Origin of the sequence: Pantoea eucrina (assembly GCF_001691555.1) — a bacterium.
Lineage (GTDB): Bacteria > Pseudomonadota > Gammaproteobacteria > Enterobacterales > Enterobacteriaceae > Pantoea > Pantoea borealis.
In genome coordinates this window covers 220979-244276 of record NZ_MAYN01000008.1, presented here as the reverse complement: position 1 = coordinate 244276, position 23298 = coordinate 220979, and the positions used below count along the sequence as shown (strand labels likewise).

Annotated in this window: 17 protein-coding genes; 7 read left to right on the top strand and 10 right to left on the bottom strand. The window is 56.5% G+C overall.

Annotation, left to right across the window (positions count from 1 at the left end):
* Window positions 1-19 precede the first annotated feature (19 nt).
* Complete coding sequence (gene nfuA / locus BBA90_RS07260; RefSeq protein WP_039380973.1) at window positions 20-595, top strand: Fe-S biogenesis protein NfuA; 576 nt, start codon at window positions 20-22, stop codon at window positions 593-595.
* Window positions 596-634: 39 nt separating this feature from the next.
* Here nfuA and malQ read toward each other — a convergent pair whose 3' ends face one another.
* The 4 genes from malQ to glpE all read right to left on the bottom strand — a co-directional run bounded on the left by malQ (window position 635) and on the right by glpE (window position 4792).
* Window positions 635-2677, bottom strand: coding sequence for a 4-alpha-glucanotransferase (gene malQ / locus BBA90_RS07255; RefSeq protein ID WP_065648551.1), 2043 nt, complete (start codon window positions 2675-2677; stop codon window positions 635-637).
* Between the two features lie 133 nt (window positions 2678-2810).
* Window positions 2811-3569 (bottom strand): DeoR/GlpR family transcriptional regulator, encoded by a 759-nt coding sequence (locus tag BBA90_RS07250; protein WP_065648550.1) that lies wholly within the window; start codon window positions 3567-3569, stop codon window positions 2811-2813.
* Between the two features lie 32 nt (window positions 3570-3601).
* On the bottom strand, window positions 3602-4432 hold the full coding sequence (gene glpG, locus BBA90_RS07245; RefSeq protein WP_065650422.1) for a rhomboid family intramembrane serine protease GlpG: 831 nt from the start codon (window positions 4430-4432) through the stop codon (window positions 3602-3604).
* A gap of 33 nt (window positions 4433-4465) precedes the next feature.
* The gene (gene glpE / locus BBA90_RS07240) at window positions 4466-4792 is read right to left on the bottom strand and encodes a thiosulfate sulfurtransferase GlpE (RefSeq protein ID WP_065648549.1); all 327 of its coding nucleotides are present in this window, start codon (window positions 4790-4792) and stop codon (window positions 4466-4468) included.
* A gap of 228 nt (window positions 4793-5020) precedes the next feature.
* Here glpE and glpD point away from each other — a divergent pair, with 228 nt between their 5' ends.
* Window positions 5021-6529 (top strand): glycerol-3-phosphate dehydrogenase, encoded by a 1509-nt coding sequence (gene glpD / locus BBA90_RS07235; RefSeq protein ID WP_065648548.1) that lies wholly within the window; start codon window positions 5021-5023, stop codon window positions 6527-6529.
* A gap of 175 nt (window positions 6530-6704) precedes the next feature.
* Here the strand turns inward: glpD and iolE are convergent, their stop codons facing one another.
* Genes iolE through iolD form a run of 3 tightly spaced genes read right to left on the bottom strand, consistent with a single transcriptional unit; the run spans window position 6705 to window position 10668 of the window.
* The gene (gene iolE, locus BBA90_RS07230; protein WP_065648547.1) at window positions 6705-7601 is read right to left on the bottom strand and encodes a myo-inosose-2 dehydratase; all 897 of its coding nucleotides are present in this window, start codon (window positions 7599-7601) and stop codon (window positions 6705-6707) included.
* 59 nt (window positions 7602-7660) lie between these two features.
* Window positions 7661-8674 (bottom strand): Gfo/Idh/MocA family protein, encoded by a 1014-nt coding sequence (locus BBA90_RS07225; RefSeq protein ID WP_065648546.1) that lies wholly within the window; start codon window positions 8672-8674, stop codon window positions 7661-7663.
* Window positions 8675-8733: 59 nt separating this feature from the next.
* Window positions 8734-10668: a 3D-(3,5/4)-trihydroxycyclohexane-1,2-dione acylhydrolase (decyclizing) gene (gene iolD / locus BBA90_RS07220; protein WP_065648545.1), complete on the bottom strand. Its 1935-nt coding sequence runs from the start codon at window positions 10666-10668 to the stop codon at window positions 8734-8736.
* Between the two features lie 538 nt (window positions 10669-11206).
* On the opposite strand from iolD, the gene BBA90_RS07215 reads away from it, so the two are divergent.
* Both BBA90_RS07215 and BBA90_RS07210 read left to right on the top strand, forming a co-directional pair.
* The gene (locus tag BBA90_RS07215) at window positions 11207-13120 is read left to right on the top strand and encodes a bifunctional 5-dehydro-2-deoxygluconokinase/5-dehydro-2-deoxyphosphogluconate aldolase (RefSeq protein WP_065648544.1); all 1914 of its coding nucleotides are present in this window, start codon (window positions 11207-11209) and stop codon (window positions 13118-13120) included.
* 261 nt (window positions 13121-13381) lie between these two features.
* Window positions 13382-14227 (top strand): MurR/RpiR family transcriptional regulator, encoded by an 846-nt coding sequence (locus BBA90_RS07210; RefSeq protein WP_065648543.1) that lies wholly within the window; start codon window positions 13382-13384, stop codon window positions 14225-14227.
* Window positions 14228-14284: 57 nt separating this feature from the next.
* Here the strand turns inward: BBA90_RS07210 and iolB are convergent, their stop codons facing one another.
* From iolB to BBA90_RS07195, 3 genes are all read right to left on the bottom strand, one after another.
* Window positions 14285-15103 carry a 5-deoxy-glucuronate isomerase gene (gene iolB / locus BBA90_RS07205; RefSeq protein WP_065648542.1) on the bottom strand — a complete coding sequence of 273 codons (819 nt, stop codon included), beginning with the start codon at window positions 15101-15103 and terminating at the stop codon, window positions 14285-14287.
* Between the two features lie 21 nt (window positions 15104-15124).
* Window positions 15125-16630: a CoA-acylating methylmalonate-semialdehyde dehydrogenase gene (locus BBA90_RS07200; protein WP_065648541.1), complete on the bottom strand. Its 1506-nt coding sequence runs from the start codon at window positions 16628-16630 to the stop codon at window positions 15125-15127.
* A 406-nt stretch (window positions 16631-17036) separates the two neighbouring features.
* Complete coding sequence (locus BBA90_RS07195; RefSeq protein WP_065648540.1) at window positions 17037-18245, bottom strand: MFS transporter; 1209 nt, start codon at window positions 18243-18245, stop codon at window positions 17037-17039.
* 204 nt (window positions 18246-18449) lie between these two features.
* Between BBA90_RS07195 and BBA90_RS07190 the strand changes: the two genes are divergently transcribed.
* From BBA90_RS07190 to proP, 3 genes are all read left to right on the top strand, one after another.
* Window positions 18450-19517, top strand: a complete 1068-nt coding sequence (locus BBA90_RS07190) for an AI-2E family transporter (RefSeq protein WP_065648539.1) — start codon at window positions 18450-18452, stop codon at window positions 19515-19517.
* 251 nt (window positions 19518-19768) lie between these two features.
* Window positions 19769-21358 (top strand): EAL domain-containing protein, encoded by a 1590-nt coding sequence (locus BBA90_RS07185; RefSeq protein ID WP_065648538.1) that lies wholly within the window; start codon window positions 19769-19771, stop codon window positions 21356-21358.
* A 315-nt stretch (window positions 21359-21673) separates the two neighbouring features.
* Entirely contained in the window at window positions 21674-23179 is a 1506-nt protein-coding gene (gene proP / locus BBA90_RS07180) for a glycine betaine/L-proline transporter ProP (protein ID WP_065648537.1), read from the top strand.
* Window positions 23180-23298: the final 119 nt, after the last annotated feature.

Below are 23298 nucleotides of genomic sequence, written 5' to 3'. Positions count from 1 at the left end.
CAACTATTGAGCAATCGCCATGATCCGTATTACTGATACTGCGCAAGAGCATTTCGCAAAACTGCTGTCAAAACAGGAAGATGGCACCCAGATCCGCGTATTCGTTATCAACCCGGGTACGCCAACCGCCGAGTGCGGCGTCTCCTACTGCCCGCCTGACGCGGTAGAAGCCACGGATACCGAACTGAAGTTCGATAAACTCTCCGCCTATGTGGACGAGCTGAGCGCGCCCTATCTTGAAGATGCAGAGATTGACTTCGTTACGGATAATCTCGGCTCCCAGCTGACCCTGAAAGCGCCAAACGCGAAAATGCGTAAAGTCTCTGACGATGCACCGATGGCAGAGCGGGTAGAGTATCTGCTGCAGGCACAAATCAATCCGCAGCTGGCCAGTCACGGCGGCCGTGTTTCGCTGATGGAGATCACTGATGATGGCATCGCCGTTCTGCAGTTTGGCGGCGGCTGTAACGGTTGCTCGATGATTGATGTCACGCTCAAAGATGGCATTGAGAAAGAGCTGCTGGCGGCCTTCCCGGAACTGAAAGGTGTCCGCGATCTCACTGAACATCAGCGCGGCGAACACTCCTACTATTGATGGTTTCATGCGGCAGCACGCTGTGCTGCCGCATTTTCGCTACGCTTTGCGCGCCTCGCTTACCGTTTTCAGCAGCTTCTTCACGTTGTTATCCGCAAACGCCTCTTCCAGCGTAAAGCTCCATTTGCGTCGCCAGTTAGGATACTCATCTGTTGTGCCCGGTACGTTAACCGGTGTCGTCATGCCCATCCAGTCTTCCGGCTGCAGGCCCAGCAGCGCGCTGCCGGTGAGCGCCAGAAAACGATGGATAGCCTGATTAAACGCCGGCGTCAGCGCCTGCTTTACACTGCGTGCCGGCATTGCGCCAGCCTGATGCAGCGCATCCAGCAGCGCCTGCTTCTGCTTAACGCGCTGCGCCTGTAGCGACTGCAGCGTGCTGCCTTTATACATCCCCAGCTTCTCACCCAGCGCCAGATCGTCTGCCTGCCAGAAGCCGCTCAGCGTAGGCAGATCGTGGGTGCTGGCACTGGCGATAGATTGCTGCGGATAGCTGTCGGGCAGGCGATAGCGCCCCTCTTTTTCCTGCTCAAAGAACAGTACTTTCCAGGAAAAAACGCCGCTGTCACGTAGCAGTCTGACAATTTCCTGCGGCACGGTGCCGAGATCTTCACCAATCACCATGCAGCGCAGCCGCTGACTCTCCAGCGCCAGAATCGCCAGCAGATCGTCTACCGGATAGGAGACATAGGCACCTTTATCCGCGTTTTCCCCGTGCGGGATCCACCACAGCCGCAGCAGAGACATCACATGGTCGATGCGCAGCGCGCCACAGTCGCGCATATTTGCGCGCAGCAGGTCGATAAACGGCTGATAACCACGTGCGCGCAGCACGTGCGGATCGAGCGGCGGCAGCCCCCAGTTCTGTCCCAGCGGTCCCAGCGGATCGGGCGGCGCACCGACCGAGGCGCCAAGTTTATAGAGCTGCGGATCCTGCCAGGTTTCTGCACTATGTTCAGCCACACCCACCGCCAGATCGCGGTAGAGACCCACCGCCATACCCAGCTCCTGACTGCGCAGCCAGCAGTCGCTGAACTGCTGATGCGCCAGCCACTGCAGCCAGCTCCAGAAGCCAATTTCTTCTTCATGCTGTGCGCACCACGTCTGTACTTCAGGCTGTGCGGCATTGCGCCAGCCCTCCGGCCACGTTTCCCAGCCCCACGCCTGCCGATCCTGCCCGCTGCGCTCAGCCAGAATGCCGTCAAACGCCGCCTGGTAACGTAAAGGCTCGCCGCCCGCCGTCAGAAATGCCTGGAACGCCGTGTCATCCGCTGCCTGCGGCTGATACTGCTGCCAGGCGAGACGCAGCGCCTCCAGCTTGAGTGCCGCTACCGCCGCATAGTCAACCGCCTCTGCCGCACGCGCATTCTCCAGCGCCTTACGGGTTTTGGCACTTTTCCACCAGCGCTGCGCCGCTGCGCTCTGCTGAAACCCTGCCACCTGGCTGACGTCAATATAGAGAATATTCAGCCAGCGGCGCGATGCCGGACTGTAGGGACTGGCAAGTTCAGGCTGCGCCGGATAGAGCGCATGCAGCGGGTTAAGGCCGATAAAATCGCCACCGTGCGCCGCCACCTGTTCCAGCATGCGCTTTAAATCGCCAAAGTCGCCGATACCCCAGTTCTGCTCTGAGCGCAGCGTATAGAGCTGCACCAGCGCCCCCCAGCGCTTTTCTCCCTGTGCCAGCGGCTCAGGCAGATAGCAGCGACGCGGCGCGATAATCAGGCGCGACTGCCACTGCTGACGTCCCTTACGCAGGCTGAGCTGATGGTAGCCCTGCGCCAGACGCGGCGGCAGCGTCAGCCTCTCACCGCCCTGTACCGTGCCGCTGTGGCTTTTACCCTGCTCGGTGGTCAGCTGCCAGGTAAATTCTCCTTTGCCATTCACCGTGAGTTCACGTCGTGCGCGTGCCACAAAGACCTGCACCGGCGGCACCGGCGGCGTTTTGCCGGCAGGCGCTTCCATCACCGTCAGCAGCGCCTCTTTAGTCTCATCGCTGATGGTTTCCTGTTCCCCTCTGGCATTCACAAAACGCAAAGCAATTCCCGCCGCTTCTGCGGCCTTATCCAGTTTACTGAGAGACATCAACGCTCCTTTCGCGTCCGGGCTAGCGGCTACTGCTCAAAAGGATAAGTAAAGTCGCGCCTGGTGAAAAAAGCGACCGGATCAGGACGGAGAGGATAAAAATAGCTGGCCGGGCACACAGCCCGGCACAGGATCAGCAGAGTTCGAGATGGACCTCGTGCTGCTCGATCACTTTAAGCACGCTGGCAGGAGGCTTCTGATCTGTATACATATAATCAATCAGTCCCATGTTGCCCAGATTGACCATGGCGTTACGCCCGAACTTTGAGTGATCCACAACCAGCATTACGCAGCGCGAATTGTCGATGATGGCCCGTTTGGTGCGCACTTCATGATAGTCAAACTCCAGCAGCGAGCCGTCCATATCGATACCGCTGATACCGAGAATGCCGTAGTCGAGGCGGAACTGAGAAATAAAGTCGAGCGTGGCTTCGCCCATAATCCCGCCATCACGCGTGCGCACTTCTCCGCCGGCAATGATCACCCGGAAATCGGGCTTGCCCATCAGCAGAATGGCAACGTTCAGATTATTAGTGACAATGCGCAGATCGTTATGGTTCAGCAGCGCATGAGCTACCGCTTCCGGGGTGGTGCCGATATCAATAAACAGCGTTGCGCCATCGGGGATCTGGCTGGCCACGCGCGCGGCAATGCGGGCTTTTTCTGCTGACCACATCATTTTGCGATCCTGCCAGGCGGTGTTTTCCGAACTGGAGGGGAGTGCCGCGCCGCCGTGATGGCGCTGAATTTTGTTCTGATCGGCCAGATCGTTTAAATCGCGGCGGATGGTTTGCGGACTGACCGCAAAATGCTCAACCAGCTCTTCCGTACTGACATACCCCTGACGCCGGACCAGATCAATAATGGCGTCATGACGTTGCGTCTGCTTCACATCTCTCTCCTCGGCTTGCAGCCGTGTTCTTTTTATCTCTGATGACGGACGACGCGGCGGGTATCCATAAAAGCCATGGCCAGCCCGACCAGCAGGCCGGTCACGTGCGCGGCGTTGGCAATTGCCAGACCAAACGCGCCATACCAGCCAATCACCAGCCATACAATAGCGAAACCAATCAGTCCGCGCTCCAGATAAATACCGCTTTCGGGATCGCGCTCGCCGCGCAGCCAGCAATAGCCCATCAGCGCATACACCACACCTGAGAGACCACCAAAGAGCACGCCGCTGAATTTGGCCTGCATCCAGCCGCTAAGCAGCGCAGAAATCAGCATAATAACAAACAGCTTACCGCTGCCGAGTCGTTTCTCTACCGCCCCGCCCAGATACCACCACCACATCAGGTTAAACAGGATATGAAGCAGCGAAAAGTGCAGCAGCGCATGGCTGAACCAGCGCCACACCTGAAAATATTGCGAGGCGTCAGCCGGCCACCCCAGCCATGCCAGCGCGACATCATCGCCTGCTATCTGCATCAGAATAAACACGGCGACGCAGAGCGTCATAACCGAAAGCGTCAGTGGTCCGGCACGCTCCCGGATAGCGGCCCAGATATTGCTGCGCTCATAGCGCAGCCCGCTGCGGGTAGTGCCGCTGTGCCAGCTGGCCGCCTGATAGCGCGGGTGATTGGGGTCGCGAACGAATTGTGCAAGTTCGTTTTCGACCATCTGCAGCTGGCTCTCATCATCCAGCACGATCACGGAGTGACTTTCCTGCTCTATGCGCAGCGTCACACCGCGCGTCGCCATATAATCCACAAACGCCTGCGCGGTGCGGGCGTGACTGAACTGAGTAATACGCATCATGCGGTGCTCTCCTCAGGATAAAATGGCGGATCAGAGACTGCCGGTCGCGGTCTGCGCAGGAAACGCTGCACGCCAGGCATCAAAACCGCCATCAATGCTGTATACCTCGCTGAAACCCTGCCCCAGCAGAAATTGTGCTGCGCCTTTACTGCTGTTGCCGTGATAACACATCACCAGTACCGGCAGGTCATGGCGGGCCTGCGCAATAAAGTCTGCCAGGTTGTCATTAGAGAGATGCTGCGCGCCAGCAGCATGTCCCATGGCGAAACTTTGCGGGTCGCGAATATCGACTAACTGTGCGCCCTGCGCCAGCTGCGCGTTTGCCTGCTGAACATTAATACACTCGAAGGTTTCCATCGTTATCTCTCATTCCGCTGTTCTGTTTGCGCCTAGTTTACCCTGAGAAACAGGTGCCATAACCTGATAAAGAAAAGGGTTATCTGTTTTTTTTCCTGCCGGAATGTTAGCTGCATCACGCAGGAATGTTTTTATTGCGTTAAAGACTGGCGAAAATGTTGGTTTCCGATTATTATTACGCTCGAAAACGAACATTTTAGAACTATTCCGAACATCGGAGGAGATGACGTGGAAACCAAAGACCTGATCGTGATCGGCGGCGGCATCAACGGAGCCGGCATTGCAGTGGACGCTGCAGGACGCGGACTGTCTGTGCTGATGCTGGAGGCGCGGGATCTGGCGTGTGCCACCTCCTCCGCCAGTTCAAAACTGATTCACGGTGGCCTGCGCTATCTTGAGCACTACGAGTTTCGCCTGGTCGGCGAAGCGCTGGCAGAGCGTGAAGTGCTGTTAAAAATGGCGCCGCATATCGCTTTCCCGATGCGCTTTCGTCTGCCGCACCGCCCGCATCTGCGCCCGGCGTGGATGATCCGCATGGGCCTGTTTATGTACGACCGTCTCGGCAAGCGCACCACGCTGCCAGGCAGTAAAGGCCTGCGTTTTGGCGCGGAGTCAGCGCTGAAGCCGGAAATTACGCGCGGTTTCGAATATTCTGACTGCTGGGTGGATGATGCCCGTATGGTGGTGCTGAATGCGCAGGAAGTTGAGCGCAAAGGTGGCGAAGTGCGCACCCGTACTCGTGTTAATCGCGCATGGCGTGAAGGCGGCATGTGGATGGTTGAGGCAGAAGAGGTCGATACCGGCAAAATCCTGACCTGGCGCGCTAAAGGCCTGGTCAACGCAGCCGGTCCGTGGGTTAAACAGCTGTTTGACGACGGCCTGCAGCTGAAATCACCCTACGGTATTCGCCTGATCAAAGGCAGCCACATTGTGGTGCCGCGTGTGCACACCGAGAAGCAGGCGTATATTCTGCAGAACGAAGATAATCGTATTGTGTTTGTGATCCCGTGGATGGATGAATTTTCTATCATCGGTACCACTGACGTAGAGTACAAAGGCGATCCGAAAAACGTCAAGATTGACGAGGAAGAGACGCGCTATCTGCTGAAGGTGTTTAACGCGCACTTTAAAAAGCAGCTGACCGCAGACGATATCGTCTGGAGCTACTCCGGCGTGCGCCCGCTGTGTGATGATGAGTCAGATTCACCGCAGGCGATCACCCGTGATTATACGCTGGACGTGCGTGACGATAACGGTGAAGCGCCGCTGCTGTCGGTGTTTGGCGGCAAGCTGACCACTTATCGCAAGCTGGCTGAGCACGCAATGGAGAAACTGGCGAAGTACTATCCGAACGCCGGTCCGGCCTGGACGAAAAGCGCCGTGCTGCCGGGTGGTGACTTCTCCGGCACGCGTGACGACTACGCTGCCAGCCTGCGTCGCCGCTATCCGTTTATCAGTGAAAACATGGCGCGGCACTATGCCCGCACCTACGGCAGCCGCACCGAAATGCTGCTTGAGGGTGCCACCAGCCTGACCGATCTGGGTGAGAACTTTGGCCATGAGTTTTATGAAGCTGAACTGCGCTACCTGGTGAAAAATGAGTGGGTACGCGAACTGGATGATGCCATCTGGCGTCGTACCAAGCAGGGTATGTGGCTGAACAAGGCCCAGCAGGCGCGCATCAGCGAGTGGCTGGCCCGCAACAGCCAGAAGCCGGCGCTTTCGCTCGCATCATAAACGCCGTTCCTCGCTTTCCCGACCCCGCACACGCTGCGGGGTTTTTTTATGTCGCCGGATAAGCGTTTCAGTCAGGGGGCGCAGACGCCGGCGGTACGGCGTGGCAATAAGCGAGCGCCGCGGCGGCTCCGGGGAGCGGCAGCGGCGCAGGGGTGCAGGGGCACAGCAGCCGTTGTCAGAGTCCGGCGTGTTCCCGGATATAGTCGCGCGCTTTTACCGCATACTCAAACGGATTGGCAATAGCCGGATCCTGCTCCGCCTCTACCACCATCCAGCCTTTATAGCCCGCATCGTCGAGAATTTTAAACACCGGCGCGAAATCGATCGCGCCATCTCCCGGCACGGTAAAGGTGCCTTTCTTCACGCCATCAAGAAACGACAGGGAGTTCTCACGTACTTCAGCCACCACTTCGTCGCGGACATCTTTCAGATGCACGTGGAAAATACGCGGCAGATGCGTGGTCAGTACATCCAGCATCGCCTGCTGTGAGCCTTCGGAGTAGTAAATATGGCCGGTATCATAGAGCAGGCCTACATTGTCATGGGTCAGCGCCATAAAGCGGTCAATCTCTTCCGGCGTCTGGATCCCGGTGCCCATATGGTGATGCAGCGTCACGCGCATGCCCTTTTCTGCAGCCAGCTGCGCCAGTTCGTTATAGCCTTCTGCCGTCAGACGCCACTCTTCATCGCTGAACACCGGTTTCTGCTCAAACACCGCCAGCGTAGTGCCCTGAATACTTTTGCTCTGCTCTGAACAGCCGATAACGCGCGCGCCCATGGCGTGCAGAAAGTTCATATGATTGACGAACTCATCGATGGTCTTGGCTTTATCGCCATTAGCAAAAAAGGTGCTGAACCAGGCGTTGCAGATCTCAATGCCGCGGATATCAAGCATCGGTTTCAGAATAGCCGGATCGCGCGGGTATTTACTGCCGACTTCGCTGCCGGTAAACCCGGCCAGCGCCATTTCACTGACTGTCTGCTGGAAAGTGTTCTCTTTGCCCAGATCGGGCATGTCGTCATTGGTCCAGCCGATCGGTGCTATCGCCAGCTTTACATTCTCTTTGTTCATCTTCAGATCCCGGAATCAGGGCGGCGGGACAGCCGTGCCGCCGCAAAATAGGTAGCAGGTTAGTTGCTGTAGAATGCCGGACGCGGCGGCATTTCAACCGGCTCAATCGCGCCGCTGTTCTGCGCTTTCAGGCAGGCGTCAGCCGCAACGGAAGCAGCAAAGCCGTCCCATGCAGAAGGTCCGGTAAGCTCACCGGCTTTGACGTCGTTGATAAACGCCTGCAGCTCAACGTCATAGGCGTCGATAAAGCGATCTTTCCAGTCGGTCAGCAGCGGCGTGCCGAGGCATGCGTTTTTACGCGTCTGGATCGCCGACGGCTCCGGCAGGCGCGCAATCCCCTCTTCGCCCACCACTTCACACTGGATATCGTAGCCATAGGCGCAGTTCACAAAGATCTCCACATCGATGCGGATCCCTTTCTGCGTTTCAAACAGGACAATCTGCGGATCCTTCAGCTGCGCATGCGATTTTGATGTGGTACGCGGAAAGACCACCTGCACTGATTTGTAGTCATCTTCAGTCAGCCAGCGCAGCACGTCCAGCTCATGGATCAGCGTGTTGGTGATCGCCATATCGGTAGTGTAATTCTCACCCACGCTCTGATTGCGGTGCGCGCAGTGCAGCATCAGCGGTTCGCCAATCTCACCTGCGGTAATGACTTTTTTCAGGGCGCGATAGCCCGCATCATAGGGGCGCATAAAGCCTACCTGCACCAGCCGTTTGCCGTGCTGAATTTCCGCATCCACAATACGGCGGCAGCCTTCCGCACTCATCGCCAGCGGCTTTTCGCAGAACACCGGCTTGCCGGCGGCGATGGCCGCCAGCGTAAATTCTTCATGGGTCGGATCCCAGGAGGTCACCAGAATGGCGTCCACTTCCGGTGAGGCGATGACCTCATGACCATCCTGATAAACCTCTGCGCTGATGTTCAGCCGCTGCAGCGCCGCCCGCGCTCCCTCAACATTGATGTCGGAAACCGCCACCACTTTTGCGCCCTGCAGTACATTATTACAGCGGCGGATATGCTCCTGACCAATTGCACCGGTCCCGATTACCCCGAGTTTGAGCGTCATGATTACACCTGTAGAGTCAGATAAGAGATAAGACGGCCGGTCTGCGCCGGCCAGAAGCGTTAATATTTACGTGCCTGCTGAATGTGCTGATTCAGCTTGTCAGCAACCTGCTGCGTACGTTCAGATTCAGAGGTTTGCGCTACGCCGACGTTCCACCAGCTGAAATATTTGTGCACCATGGTTTTTGGCAGCACTTTGATATCGATCAGGGTGGACACGCTTTGCTGCTGTGCATCGGTCAGCGCCGCCTGCAGCTGCTCAAGGGTTGTGACACGATAAGTTTTGCAGCCGTACCCGGCGGCAATGGCCGCAAAGTCTACCGGCACAAAGCCCCCATCCAGCCGGCCCCCTTCCGGATTGCGGAAGCGGAATTCGGTCGTAAAGCTGTCCATACCGTGTTCCATCTGCAGATTGTTAATGCAGCCGTTGGTCATGTTATCCAGCAGGATGACGTTGATCTTTGCGCCCTCCTGAATCGACGTCACCAGCTCTGAGTGCAGCATCATAAAAGAGCCATCACCGACCATGGCATAGACCTCACGCTGCGGCTGAGCCAGCTTGGCGCCCAGTGCGGCGTTGACTTCGTAGCCCATGCAGGAGTAGCCATATTCCACGTGATAATCGTTGTAACTGCGGGTGCGCCATACGCGCTGCAGATCGCCCGGCAGGCTGCCCGCTGCGGCAACTATCACAGCATCATCAGGCAGCTGCTCGTTCAGGGTCCCGAGTACGCTGCTCTGCGTCAGCACGGATTGAGTGAGGCGCTGAAATTCAGCAAACAGCGCGTCGCGATCGATATGATCGGCAATTTCCGGCACAAAATCATGGCTGTTCCAGGTGGCAGCATAAACACGCTGCGTCTCCTGCTGCAGCTGACGCTGCGCCTCTTCGATCTGATCGCCCCAGTGGCTTTCAAAACCCTGCAGCTGCTGCGCCAGCGCGGTCAGACCTTCACGCGCATCGGCCAGCAGCTGTACGCCATCCAGCTTGTAGCTGTCGAAGTTACTGACGTTGAGGTTAAGGAAGCTGACCTCCAGATGACGGAAAATCCATTTTGAGGCGGTGGTAAAGTCGGTGTAGCGGGTGCCGATACCGATGACCAGATCGGCCTCTTTCGCCAGCAGATTCGCAGCCAGAGAGCCGGTTTCCCCCACGCCCCCCAGGTTCAGCGGATGATCGGAAATCAGGGTGCCCTTGCCCGCCTGCGTTTCCGCAAACGGAATGGCAAAGCGTTCAGCAAACTTCAGCAGCGCCTCGCCCGCGCCGGAATATTTCACGCCGCCGCCCACCACAATCATTGGCTTGTGCTTGCGCGCAATCAGCGCCAGCGCTGCTTCCAGCTGCGCAGGAGAAGGCAGCCGGCGATCGAGCCGATGCACCCGCTTCTGAAAGAAATAGTCCGGAAAATCCCAGGCTTCACCCTGCACATCCTGCGGCAGTGCGAGCGTTACTGCGCCGGTTTCGGCGGGATCGGTCAGCACGCGCATGGCATTAATACAGGCGGACATCAGCTGCTCCGGCCGGCTGATGCGGTCCCAGTACTTACTGACGGCACGGAAAGCATCATTGGTACTGATGCTTAAATCATGGCTCTGCTCAATCTGCTGCAGCACCGGATCGGGCTGGCGGGTCGCGAATACATCTCCAGGCAGCAGCAGCAGCGGAATACGGTTAGCCGTGGCAGTAGCCGCAGCCGTAATCATGTTGGCTGCGCCCGGGCCTACTGACGAGGTACAGGCGATGATTTGACGGCGCAGCGACTGTTTAGCAAACCCGGTCGCGGCATGCGCCATACCCTGCTCGTTACGCCCCTGATACACAATCAGATCGCCGCTATTCTGCTCCAGCGCCTGGCCCATACCGAGTACGTTACCGTGGCCGAAAATGGCGAACACACCTTTCACAAACTTGTTCTCTGCGCCATCGACATTCAGATACTGATTATCGAGAAACTTCACCAGCGCCTGTGCCGTCGTCAGTCTGATCGTGCCCATATCTCTTTTCCTTTACTTGCCGGCCTCCGCAGAGGAGCCTTGCGACCCGGAGCAGAGTGTCTGGCTGCCCCGCGCATAAGTGAAACATGCGGCGATTATAAACAAATATTTTTTCCATAAAATACAATTACAGAAGAAACATTTCATTTTGCGATAGAGATCAAATTCAGCAGAGTAACGGGGCTGAGCAGCCGTTTCTGCGTGGCTAAAGTGGAACAGAAGACAGAAAGAGGGGCAGCGCTGTGAACTTTTGTTTCACCCGGAGAGCTTCCGCTATTTGCCAGATATTTCCTGCGATCGGGTTCACAGCCCGGAAATACCGGGCCTGTTTATGGTGTTGTCCCTGAGCTGCTGTGCAGCACGGTAATTTTACCTGGCTCACAAAATAAAGATGTATGTTTCATTTTATGTTGTTTATGAAATATTCATTCCTCATACTGGTTTTCCAGCCAGTCAGGCAATCTGAGAACCCGACAGCAGCGCACCCGACACGGGTGATGACGTTCGTGCCTGCTTATCACAGAAGGAAACTATAGGTATGAGTACACAACAGAAGCGGCTTGATGTGATTTGTATCGGACGCATCGCCGTTGATCTCTATGGCCAGCAAATTGGTTCGCGCCTGGAAGATATGACCAGCTTTAATAAGTATCTGGGTGGCTCCTCAGGCAATGTTGCTTACGGCACGGCCATTCAGGGGCTGAAATCTGCGATGCTGGCGCGCGTCGGCGATGAACACAATGGTCGTTTTTTACGTGAAGAGCTGCAGCGCGTCGGCTGTAATACTGACGGCCTGATCACCGATAAAACGCGTCTGACCGGACTAGTGATCCTGGGTATTAAAGATGAAGAGACCTTCCCGCTCATCTTCTACCGCGATAACTGCGCGGATATGGGACTGGTGCCGGATGATATAGAGGAGGCGTTTATTACGTCCTCACGCGCGGTAGCCATTACCGGCACGCACCTTTCCCATCCGGATACCCGCGCCGCCGTACTGAAAGCGCTGGATATTGCCCGCCGCAACGGGCTGCGTACTGCGCTGGATATCGACTATCGTCCGGTGTTGTGGGGACTGACCTCACTGGGCGACGGTGAAACACGCTTTATTGAATCGGGCCAGGTGACCCGCCAGCTGCAGGAAGTCCTGCACTACTTTGACCTTGTTGTTGGCACCGAAGAGGAGTTTCACATTGCCGGCGGCAGCACCGATACGCTGACGGCGCTGAAAAATGTGCGTCAGGCAAGTCAGGCCACACTGGTGTGCAAACGCGGCCCGCTGGGCTGTGTGGTGTTTGAGGGCGATATTCCGGACAGCTGGGAGCAGACCCGGCTGCAGAGCGGCGTGCAGGTTGAAGTGCTGAATGTACTGGGCGCGGGCGACGCATTTATGTCCGGTCTGCTGCGCGGCTGGCTGAACGATGAGAGCTGGGAGCAGGCGTGTCGCTACGCGAATGCCTGTGGCGCGCTGGTGGTGTCGCGGCACGGCTGCGCACCGGCAATGCCAACCAAAGCGGAGCTGGATGATTTCCTCAGCCGCGACCGTGAGGTTAAACGACCGGATCGCGATACGCGTCTTACTCACCTGCACCGTGTCACCACGCGCCGGCAGCAGTGGCCGGAGCTGAATGTGTTTGCCTTCGACCACCGTAAACAGCTGGCCGATATGGCGCAGGAAGCGGGCGTCAGCGAAGAGCGCATTCCGCAGTTAAAACTCCTGCTGCTGCAGGCGGCGCAGGAGGCGGCGACAGAAGCGGGCCTGAATGAAAAGAGCGGCATTCTGGCAGATACCACTTACGGGCAGAAAGCGCTGAACGCCATTACCGGCAAAAAGTGGTGGATTGGTCGTCCGATTGAGCAGCCTGGATCGCGGCCGCTGCGGCTGGAGCATGGCAATATCGGCTCACAGCTGATCGACTGGCCGGCAGAGCATGTGGTGAAATGTCTGGTGTTTTACCATCCGCATGACAGCGCGGAGCTGCGCAATGAGCAGGATGACCTGCTGCTGGATGTGTGGCGCGGCTGTAACAAAAGCGGTCATGAACTGCTGGTCGAAGTGATCCTGCCGGAGAGTAATCCCGATCATAACGAGTCTTACTATCATGAGATGCTGAGCCATTTCTACAGCCTGGGCATTCAGCCCGACTGGTGGAAACTGCCGCCGCTTTCTGCAGAGAGCTGGCAGGCAATAGGTGCACTGATTGAGCAGCAGGATCCGTACTGTCGCGGCATACTGCTGCTTGGCCTGGACGCGCCGGAAGATAAGCTCAAGGCGGGCTTTGCCGCTGCGGCGCAGGCGGAGTGGGTAAAAGGATTTGCCGTCGGGCGCACCATCTTTGGTCAGCCGTCACGTCAGTGGCTGAAAGGTGAGCTGGATGACCAGACGCTGATTGAGACAGTAAAAGGCAACTATCTGCGCCTGATTGGCTACTGGCGCGCAGCGCGCGGTTAAGCCAGGCAGGTAGTGTTTCAGCACACCCTCTCCCCTGGCGGAGAGGGTGAAAACCCTCTGCACACGCTGTTTTTCCGCTTCTCTCTATCCGGTCCCGATCCCTTTAGCGCAAAATGTGCCGCCGCCGCGCGGTTTTGTGAGGTATTGCATAATCCGATGAAATAGATGCGCTGCAGATGACAATTGAATGAAATTTTCCATCCATCTGATACTATAGCGCTCATTATCCAGCCATTTTTTCTTTGTTAACGGGCCGAAGTCATGACCAATAATCCAACCCAGCTGACCCTGTTACAGGACGATATCCGTCGTCGCTATGAGACGCTGAGCAAGCGTCTGAAGCAGGTGGCTCGTTATATTCTTGATAACAGCAATAGTATTGCCTTTGATACCGTAGCCTCTATCGCGCAGCAGGCTGATGTGCCGCCCTCCACGCTGATCCGTTTTGCTAACGCCTTTGGCTTCAGCGGCTTTAATGAAATGAAACAGGTATTTCGTCAGCACCTGATGGAAGAGACCGTTAACTATACCGAGCGCGCCCGGCTGTTTCGCCAGACGGCAACCGATGACAGTGCCAGCTCGCCGGAAAGCCCGATGGAGATCCTCAACGTCTTCACCATGGTGAACAGTCAGGCGCTGCAGCAGCTGGCGATGCAGATTAACCCTGAGCAGCTCAACAAAGCGGTACAGATGCTGAATGAGGCGGAGAATATCTACATCATTGGCCTGCGCCGTTCATTTAGCGTGGCCTCCTATCTGGTTTACGCGCTGCGTCACCTTGAGCGCCGTGCGTTTCTGATTGATGGCCTCGGCGGCATGTTTGCGGAGCAGCTGAGCATGGTGAATCCCAAAGATGTGGTTATCGCTATCAGCTACTCGCCTTATGCGCGTGAAGCCGTTGAGCTGGTCGAGCTGGGTGCCCGGCGCGGCGCACATCAGATCGCCATCACCGACAGTCAGGTCAGCCCGCTGGCCGCCTTCAGCGACGTCTGCTTTGTGGTACGTGAAGCGCAGGTCGATGGATTCCGTTCTCAGGTTGCCTCACTCTGCCTGGCGCAGACGCTGGCCGTATCGCTGGCGCTGAATAACAGCAGCGAGCAGGAATAACCGCATCCATAAAAAAGGGCAGCCCGCTGGCTGCCCTCTTGTCATTTATGCCGCAACTCAGCGGCTGCGCGGGTAGTTTTCGCTATTTACCCAGGCGTGATCTTTCTCCCAGGTAAATTTCCACAGCCGCACCGGCCCTGCCATCACGTTCAGATAGTAGTTGTCATACCCTGCCAGCGTGGCGACCGGGTGATAACCGCGTGGCACCATGACAACATCGCGATTGCCGGGTGCCATACAGACATCGAGTGAGCGATCGTCGGTATAAACCCGCTGCATAGCAAAACCGGGTTCCGGGTCAAAGCGATGATAGTAAGTCTCCTCCAGATAGGTCTCATCCGGACTCGCTTTCTCATCATGCTTATGGCTTGGCCAGGAGCTGGTTGCCCCTTCATCGGTATAGACCTCGACCACCAGCAGACTGTCCGCCGCTTTGTTATCCGGCAGAATATTATGCACCAGACGCTGGTTATGCCCTTTGCCGCGATGCTCAATGCCTACGTCTTCCGGCGGGATGAGCCGGGCCGGCAGATCGCCATGCCCCGGCGCGCTGCATACGGCCAGCTCAAGATCGGTTTCTGCGGTGATCTCCGCTTCATCGTGATGCGGCACATAGACCGACCACGGGGGAATGCGCTCAAACGGCGACATGCGTTTGCCAATGCCGGCAAAGGCAGCGTGACGGGTTTTCACCGACGCCCGCCCGGCAACCAGCACCAGGCAGAGCTCGTTCTCACCGCTCTGCAGCGTCAGCGTCTCGCCCTGTTTTAGCAGGTAAGCCGCAAAGCCAACATATTCCCAGCCCGCGCTCTGCGGCGTGACGTGCTGAATACGACCGCTGCTGTCAGGCTGCTGTGCTTTTGAAATCAGGGACATGCTTTCCTCCTGTGCGTCGCCTTAACCCAGCGTCGGCATACTGAATTCCGATACGGTCTGCTGACCGCTGGGCCAGCGTACGGTGGCGGTTTTCATCCGCGTATAGAAGCGTACGCCATCCGGGCCGTGCACGTTCAGCGCGCCAAATACAGAGCGTTTCCAGCCGCCAAAGCTGTGGAATGCCATTGGAACCGGGACCGGAACGTTAACGCCCACCATGCCTGCCTCAACATTCTGGATAAACTCACGCGCGGTGTGGCCGTTGCTGGTAAAGATGGCGCTGCCGTTACCAAACTCATGGCTGTTGACCAGCTGCAGTGCGCTGCTGTAGTCGCTGGCGCGCATAATGCTCAGCACCGGACCAAAGATCTCTTCACGCCAGATCACCATATCTGACGTAACATTATCGAACAGCGTGCCGCCTACATAGTAGCCCTCTTCATGGCCCGCGACCCGGATAGCGCGGCCATCGACCACCAGCTTCGCCCCCTCCTGCTCACCTTTGTCGATGTAGCCCAGCACTTTTTTCTGATGGGCGGCAGAGACCACCGGTCCCATCTCATTCTCTTCTGCACCCTGCTGCATACCCGGCCCCACGCGCAGCGCTTTGATCAGCGGCGTCAGGCGGGCGATCAGTTTATCTGCCGTATCATCACCGACGGCAACCACCACCGGCAGCGCCATGCAACGCTCGCCTGCTGAGCCAAACGCGCCGCCCATGATCGCATTCACGGTGGCATCCAGATCGGCATCCGGCATGACGATAGCGTGGTTTTTCGCCGCGCCAAACGCCTGTACGCGTTTGCCGTGCGCGCTGGCCGTTTTATAGATGTGCTCCGCCACGCCGGACGAGCCGACAAAGCTGACAGCCGCGATGCGCGGATCTTTATACAGCTGTTCTGCATCATCATTAGATGAGTGCACCACATTGAATACGCCATCCGGCAGGCCTGCCTCTTTCAGCAGCTCCGCCATGCGTACCGATGCGGATGGATCCAGGGCCGGTGGTTTGAGAATAAAGGTATTACCGCACGCCAGCGCAATCGGGAACATCCAGAGCGGCACCATCGCCGGGAAATTAAATGGCGTAATGCCTGCCACCACGCCCACCGGCTGCATCAGTGAATAGCTGTCAACGCCAGTGCCTACGCCCGGTGAGTTTTCACCTTTCAGCAGGTGCGGAATGCCGCAGGCAAACTCAATCACTTCAATACCGCGCGTCAGCTCACCCAGCGCATCAGACCAGACCTTGCCATGCTCTGAAACAATCAGTTCTGCCAGCTCCTCACGATGCTTTTCCATCAGCGCTTTGAAATTAAACATGACGCGCGCACGACGCAGCGGCGCGGTTTTTGACCATTCCGGAAAGGCAGCGTGCGCTACCGCAATCGCCTGCTCCACTTCTGCAGCGGTGCTTTGCGTCAGCTCACGCACCACTTTGCCGGTTGCCGGATCGTAAACCGGAATGGTTTCATTACTGGCGCTGTGCGTGATGCTGCCACCGATAAAGTTTCCAATAATAGTCATGTCGATGCCTCATTGATGTAAAGGGCCCTGCAGGCAGCAAAGGGGTTAGCGTCAGGCTACCCGGGCAGGTGAGATGAAAAGCGTGCTATGAAGCTATTACAATGAAATAAATTTTTCAAATACTCTTTTTTGAAAGATTTACTTTTAGCGGACTGGATCGCATTTTTTCTGGCTGGCGGGCCGCTGTCCAGCACCTCAGACAAAAAATTGCGCGCGCTTAATGAAATCAAATGCACAATTTTGCGAAGCGGATCTAATCTTTTACGTTTCAATATTCAATTATTATGAAATAAATGTTCTTATTGTTTTCCATCAGTGCATTTGCCTCTGCAGATGTCTCAGCGATCCTTATTGGTGTCCTTTCAGGATACATTTGCCGTTGCTGGCCCCGGTCGGGGGCCTTTTTTTATGGCGTATCTGCGTCATCCTGCAGGCGGGATTTCATCATATGCAGCGTGCAGCCCAGCGCAATACAGACCAGCAGCGCCGTCAGCAGATAGACCAGTGATACGCCGGCGTAGTTCATGATCAGGCCGGCGAGTGGCCCTGTGATGCCCAGCGCCAGATCCATAAATGCGGTATAGGTTGCCAGCGCACTGCCCTGGTTTTGCTGCGGCACCGCTTTAACCGCAACGACGCCGATAGCCGGAAATACCAGGGAAAATCCTGCGCCGGTCAGAAAAGCCCCCAGCTTTGCCATCCACGGTTCGGCTGCGCCTGCGACCAGAAACAGGCCCGCGGCCTCAATGGCAAAGCAGACGCTGGCGACGCGCAGCCCGCCCCATTTGTTAATCGCATCCGGAAACAGCAGGCGCATGCCCACGAACGCACTGCTGAACAGCGTCAGGGCAAAAGCCGCGCCATCCCAGCCACGTTCGCGGTAAAACAGGGTAATAAAGGTCGCAATCACGCCAAATCCGGCCGATCCCATCGCCAGCAGCAGTCCAAAACCATATATTTTGCCCAGTACCGCCCGGAACGGCAGCGGGCGCGCTTTACTGCCTTTGACCGCTGCCCGTGGCAGCGCCAGCACCATCGCCAGCAGACTAATGGCCACAATTACCCCTGAGAGCTGCAGCAGTCCGCCGCTGCGAAACAACGCGACACCCAACGGTGCCCCCAGCGCCATGGCACCGTAGGTCACGATTCCGTTCCAGGAAATCACACGCCCGATGTGCAAAGAGCCCGCTTTTGCCACGCCCCAGAGCGACGTGCCGGTGCCGCAAAAGCTCTGACCGACGCCGAGAATAATGCGTCCCAGGCAGAGCAGCGTCAGACTGAGTAACGCCTGCTCCTGCGTCAGAGCGGAGAGCAGCATACAGAGGCCGCTTAGCAGGCTGCCTGCCAGCCCCAGTACCACAACGCGTTTAGGTCCCCAGCTGTCGGCAAAGCGTCCGGCATAGGGCCGGCTGAGCAGCGTGGCGATATACTGCAGACTGATGACCACCCCGGCCCAGAACGCGCTATACCCCAGATTGTCATGTACGAACCCGGGCAGCACCGCCAGCGGCAGTCCGATGGTCAGATAGGTGGCAAAATTAAATTTTACGACAGACAGAATCTGCAGATTCAGCCGGAGACGGCTGTGCTCTGCAGCAGCAGGCAGGTCAGGCATAAATAAACGCGCTCACGACAGGCATTTGATAACAGAAAATTAACTATACGCCTTTTCAGAGGGTATGCATCTGCTGAACGCCCTGGATTGCCGCCCTCTTTCTGGCGCTGTGCCCTGGCGTCTCTGCTGCCTGCATGTGTATAAACAACCTCTTACCCGCCTTCGGCTACACTTGGATCAGAAAAAATCCCCTCAGGAGCAGCAATGAACGAAAAGCCACAGGAGAGAATTGGCCAGAATATTCTGGTCAAGCTGGCGATGTTAGTGATTATTCTGGCTGGCGTCCGCGCCGCGTCAGACATACTGGTGCCCTTTCTGCTCGCCAGCTTTCTGGCTATCGTGCTGAATCCGCTGGTCAGTACACTGATGCGTCGTGGTTTACGACGCGGTGTGGCCATCTCACTGGTTATCACCGTTATCTTTATTATGATGCTGCTGCTGGTGGCTGTACTGGCAAGTTCAGTCGGAGAGTTCAGCGATACCTATCCGCAAATCCGCGCCATGCTGGAGCAGAAACTTACGGTGATCCAGCATCTGGCAGCCGGTTTTCACATTAATATTTCAACCGAAACGCTGGCGCAGCACTTTGATCCGAATCTGATCATGAACATGGCGACCACGGTACTGGCGCAGTTTTCCGGCGCGATGACCAATATAGTGCTACTGATCCTGACCGTGGTCTTTATGCTGTTTGAAGTGCATCACCTGCCCTATAAAATGCGTAACGCCCTGACTAACCCGCAAATCCGCATCGCGGGCCTGCACAAAGCGCTCAAAGGCGTGACCCACTATCTGGCGCTGAAAACGCTGGTGAGTCTGATAACCGGATTCTCCGTGTGGCTGGTGCTGCTGCTGCTGGACGTGAAGTTTGCGCTGTTCTGGGGGGTGGTTGCCTTTATTCTTAATTTTATCCCCAATATCGGCCCGATTATCGCCGGCATTCCGCCCTTTATTCAGGCTCTGGTGCTGAACGATATTTACGATGCGATGCTGGTCGCGTTTTTGTTCAGCGCAATCCATATGGTATTTGGCAATATGCTGGAACCGCGTCTGATGGGACGCGGGCTGGGCCTTTCCACGCTGGTGGTCTTTCTGTCCCTGATCTTCTGGGGCTGGCTGCTGGGGCCGGTCGGCATGCTGCTCTCGGTGCCGCTGACCAGCGTGACAAAAATTTTGATGGAAACCACGCCGGGCGGCAGCCGTCTGGCGATCATGCTGGGCACCGGCAGGCCACGTCTGAAACGGCGCGAACCACCGCGACAGAGCAGATAGTCTCTGGTTCCGCTGCCGTTTTTCTTTTACCGGGGAATACCGCGTTATCGTTGCTTTTAACTGTAAGATCGCGAGTTATCTGCTGAATAAATCCAAACGGAGCAGAAAAAAGCGGGCATTAAGCGCAACGGGCAGCGATCATCAGCGCCGGCTGACTGCACAGCCGGCGAATCGCTGCCCTGCACAGCGTCAATAAGATGTTATGCTGCTGGCGCGGCGGATAAACGCCTAACCCCACCGAGGAGAGTCTGGTGCCTCTGCGAAAAAAACGTCGTGATTTTGGCTGGCTCTATATTGTCTGCGCCGGACTCCTGCCGCTGGTACTGGGTATCGTCTGTACGGCGATTGAGGCGCGCCATATGGTCCGGCAGCAGCAGGTGGCGACAGCCACTATTTTGCTGGCTCAGGCAGAAAAGATGAGCGACAACGCCTGGAACATGATTGCTGAACTGGGACAATACCCGTCTCGCCCCTGCAGTAACATTGAACAGCACCTGCAGCGTATCGGCACGCTCAACGCCTATTTCCGGTCGGTGGGGATCTTGCAGGGCGATAACATCACCTGCTCCTCTGCTTACGGCATCAGTGACGGCACGCTTGAAGCGATGATGATGCGTCCGCTACCGGTAACCGGTAAAGCTTCGTGGAGCCTCTCGCTGCCAGGCACCTCGGGCGTACCGCATCGTCCGGCAGTCATATTTGTACGCCAGTTACCGGACAGCAGCGGCGTCTGGGCGGTCATTGATGGCCAGTATCTGATGGACTTTATGCACGCAATGGGAGAGTCACGCGGCTATCAAATGAGCCTGCAGTTCGGCGAGGGCGCAATTATCGCCAGCGGTAAGAGTGAAGCACCCGCTGAACGCTATATGCAGAGCACGCCGTTTCAGCGCGAATCACAGCGTTATCCTATTCGCGTTAGCGTAATTGTGCCTCCGGCAGAGCTGATCGCCGCCTGGCGGCAGGCGCTGTTTATCTTCCTGCCGATGGCTTCCATCTTCTCGATCATGCTGATGATACTGACGGCGAACTGGCTGCGCCGGCGTATTTCCTGGGCCGATGAGATCCGCCGCGCCATGCGTAATCGTCAGTTTTCTGTTCACTATCAGCCGGTTTACAACAATACGCTTGCCCGCTGTTCAGGGGCCGAGGCGCTGCTGCGCTGGCAGCTGCCCAATGGTGAAATGGTGCGGCCCGATATTTTTATTACGCACGCGGAGTCGGAGGGGGTGATTGTGGATCTCACCCGGCATCTGCTGGAACTGATGAGTGAAGATATTGCCAGCTGGCCGGTGATGCCGGGTTTTCACCTCGGTTTTAATCTGGCGGCAGATCATCTGCAACACGCAGACTTTACTCAGGACATCATGCAATTTGCGCAGGCTATCCGCGACAAGCAGATGCTGATCACCCTTGAACTTACCGAGCGCAGTTTGATTAAGGATGGCGAAGCAGTCGCGCGCAAGCTGCGTTTTCTGCAGGCGCAGGGCATGAAAGTCGCCATTGATGATTTTGGCACCGGACACTGCTCCCTTTCCTACCTGATGACCTTCCCGCTTGACTATCTGAAAATCGATCGCGGCTTTATCAATGCCATTGAAGGGCTGGAGATAGAAACGCCGGTGCTGGATGCCATTATCAATCTTTGCCACAAACTGAAGCTGGAGGTGCTGGGCGAAGGGGTAGAAACCGCGCTGCAGCTCACGTATCTGCAGCAGCGTCAGGTCACCTTTATTCAGGGCTATTATTATGCCCGTCCTGTTGCCAGCCAGACGTTCCTCCGCTGGATGGAAGAGCACGGTACTCAGCCGCTTTCCGGTATGACTTCCGCCCCGCATTAATTCCCGCCGCAGCCCGCATGGTGTGTGGGTTATGTCAAAAAAAGTAAAATATTTTTCACCCTTATGACACTGCTTTACGACCATATAATTAGTTAAAAAGTAACCACTTACTGGTGAAAACATGACAAATATCACATAAAAACGGTATACTCTGTCGCGGTTCGCAATAATTACCTGAGTAATAATTGCTGTGGCTGGCCAGGGGAAAACCCTTTTTCACGGCTATGCTTTAATCTTCTCAACGCCGCGGACTGAGTTGATAGCAAACAGCCTGCGGCGTTGAGGATTTTTCGAATTCCAATACAGGGTAACATCATGAAATTACGTAGGAAGCGTGTAAAACCTATCGGGCTGGATGACGTCACCATTATTGATGACGCCCGCTTACGCAAGGCTATTACTGCAGCATCGCTGGGCAATGCGATGGAGTGGTTCGATTTTGGTGTCTATGGCTTTGTTGCCTATGCGCTGGGTAAAGTCTTTTTCCCTGACGCCTCCCCGGGCGTGCAGATGATCGCGGCGCTGGGTACCTTTTCGGTTCCCTTCCTGATCCGTCCGCTGGGCGGGCTCTTCTTCGGCATGCTGGGTGACAAGTATGGCCGGCAGAAAATTCTTTCTATCACCATTGTTATTATGTCGATCAGTACGTTCTGTATCGGCCTGATCCCCTCCTACGCCTCCATTGGCATCTGGGCACCGATTCTGCTGCTGCTGGCCAAAATGGCACAGGGCTTCTCGGTCGGCGGCGAGTATACCGGCGCATCGATTTTTGTCGCAGAGTACTCCCCGGACCGTAAGCGCGGCTTTATGGGCAGCTGGCTCGACTTTGGTTCTATCGCCGGTTTCGTACTGGGTGCAGGCGTTGTGGTGCTGCTCTCAACCATCATCGGGGAAGATAACTTCCTTGAGTGGGGCTGGCGCGTACCTTTCTTCCTGGCACTGCCGCTGGGTCTGATTGGCCTCTACCTGCGTCATGCGCTGGAAGAGACCCCGGCTTTCCAGCAGCACGTTGAAGGTCTGGAGCAGGGTGACCGTGATGGTCTGCGCGATGGCCCGAAAGTGTCATTTAAAGAGATCGCCACCAAACACTGGAAAAGTCTGCTGGCCTGTATCGGTCTGGTGCTTGCTACCAACGTGACCTACTACATGCTGCTGACTTACATGCCGAGCTACCTGTCGCATAACCTGCACTACTCGGAAGATCATGGGGTGCTGATCATCATCGCCATCATGATGGGTATGCTGTTTGTACAGCCGGTAATGGGTATGCTGAGCGACCGCTTTGGCCGTCGTCCGTTTATCATTCTCGGCAGTATTGCGCTGTTCTTCTGTGCCATCCCTGCGTTTACGCTTATCAACAGCAACGTGCTGGGGCTGATTTTTGCCGGCCTGCTGCTGCTGGCAGTGATCCTCAACGCCTTTACCGGCGTGATGGCCTCTTCCCTGCCGGCGATGTTCCCGACGCATATTCGCTACAGTGCGCTCGCCAGTGCATTCAACATCTCGATTCTGGTTGCCGGCCTGACGCCAACCGTGACCGCCTGGGCAGTAGAAGCGACCAATAATCTCTATATGCCAGCTTACTATCTGATGGTGGTGGCTGTGGTGGGCCTGATTACCGGTCTCTATATGAAAGAGACGGCGAACAAGCCCCTGCGTGGCGCCACGCCTGCGGCATCTGACCTTGATGAAGCGCGTGAGATCCTGCAGGAGCATCACGACAATATCGAACAGAAGATTGAAGATATTGATGCAGAGATTGCACGCCTTGAGGCTAAACGTCGCAATCTGGTCGACCAGCATCCGGTTATTAAAGAGTAATATCCACCAGTCCCGCCGCCCGGCGGGACTTTTTTATCTCCCGCCTGAACCTGTCAGCAGCACACATTCTTCATTACCCGGCGCGAAAAAGAGTAAACTGTAGTCACTATTTTCATCCG

Excerpts from the sequence above, each read along its gene's own strand:
- nfuA (WP_039380973.1), top strand. The coding sequence starts at position 20 with ATGATCCGTATTACTGATACTGCGCAAGAGCATTTCGCAAAACTGCTG.
- malQ (WP_065648551.1), bottom strand. The coding sequence starts at position 2,677 with ATGTCTCTCAGTAAACTGGATAAGGCCGCAGAAGCGGCGGGAATTGCT.
- glpG (WP_065650422.1), bottom strand. The coding sequence starts at position 4,432 with ATGCGTATTACTCAGTTCAGTCACGCCCGCACCGCGCAGGCGTTTGTG.
- glpE (WP_065648549.1), bottom strand. The coding sequence starts at position 4,792 with ATGGAAACCTTCGAGTGTATTAATGTTCAGCAGGCAAACGCGCAGCTG.
- iolE (WP_065648547.1), bottom strand. The coding sequence starts at position 7,601 with ATGAACAAAGAGAATGTAAAGCTGGCGATAGCACCGATCGGCTGGACC.
- BBA90_RS07225 (WP_065648546.1), bottom strand. The coding sequence starts at position 8,674 with ATGACGCTCAAACTCGGGGTAATCGGGACCGGTGCAATTGGTCAGGAG.
- iolD (WP_065648545.1), bottom strand. The coding sequence starts at position 10,668 with ATGGGCACGATCAGACTGACGACGGCACAGGCGCTGGTGAAGTTTCTC.
- BBA90_RS07215 (WP_065648544.1), top strand. The coding sequence starts at position 11,207 with ATGAGTACACAACAGAAGCGGCTTGATGTGATTTGTATCGGACGCATC.
- BBA90_RS07210 (WP_065648543.1), top strand. The coding sequence starts at position 13,382 with ATGACCAATAATCCAACCCAGCTGACCCTGTTACAGGACGATATCCGT.
- iolB (WP_065648542.1), bottom strand. The coding sequence starts at position 15,103 with ATGTCCCTGATTTCAAAAGCACAGCAGCCTGACAGCAGCGGTCGTATT.
- BBA90_RS07200 (WP_065648541.1), bottom strand. The coding sequence starts at position 16,630 with ATGACTATTATTGGAAACTTTATCGGTGGCAGCATCACGCACAGCGCC.
- BBA90_RS07195 (WP_065648540.1), bottom strand. The coding sequence starts at position 18,245 with ATGCCTGACCTGCCTGCTGCTGCAGAGCACAGCCGTCTCCGGCTGAAT.
- BBA90_RS07190 (WP_065648539.1), top strand. The coding sequence starts at position 18,450 with ATGAACGAAAAGCCACAGGAGAGAATTGGCCAGAATATTCTGGTCAAG.
- proP (WP_065648537.1), top strand. The coding sequence starts at position 21,674 with ATGAAATTACGTAGGAAGCGTGTAAAACCTATCGGGCTGGATGACGTC.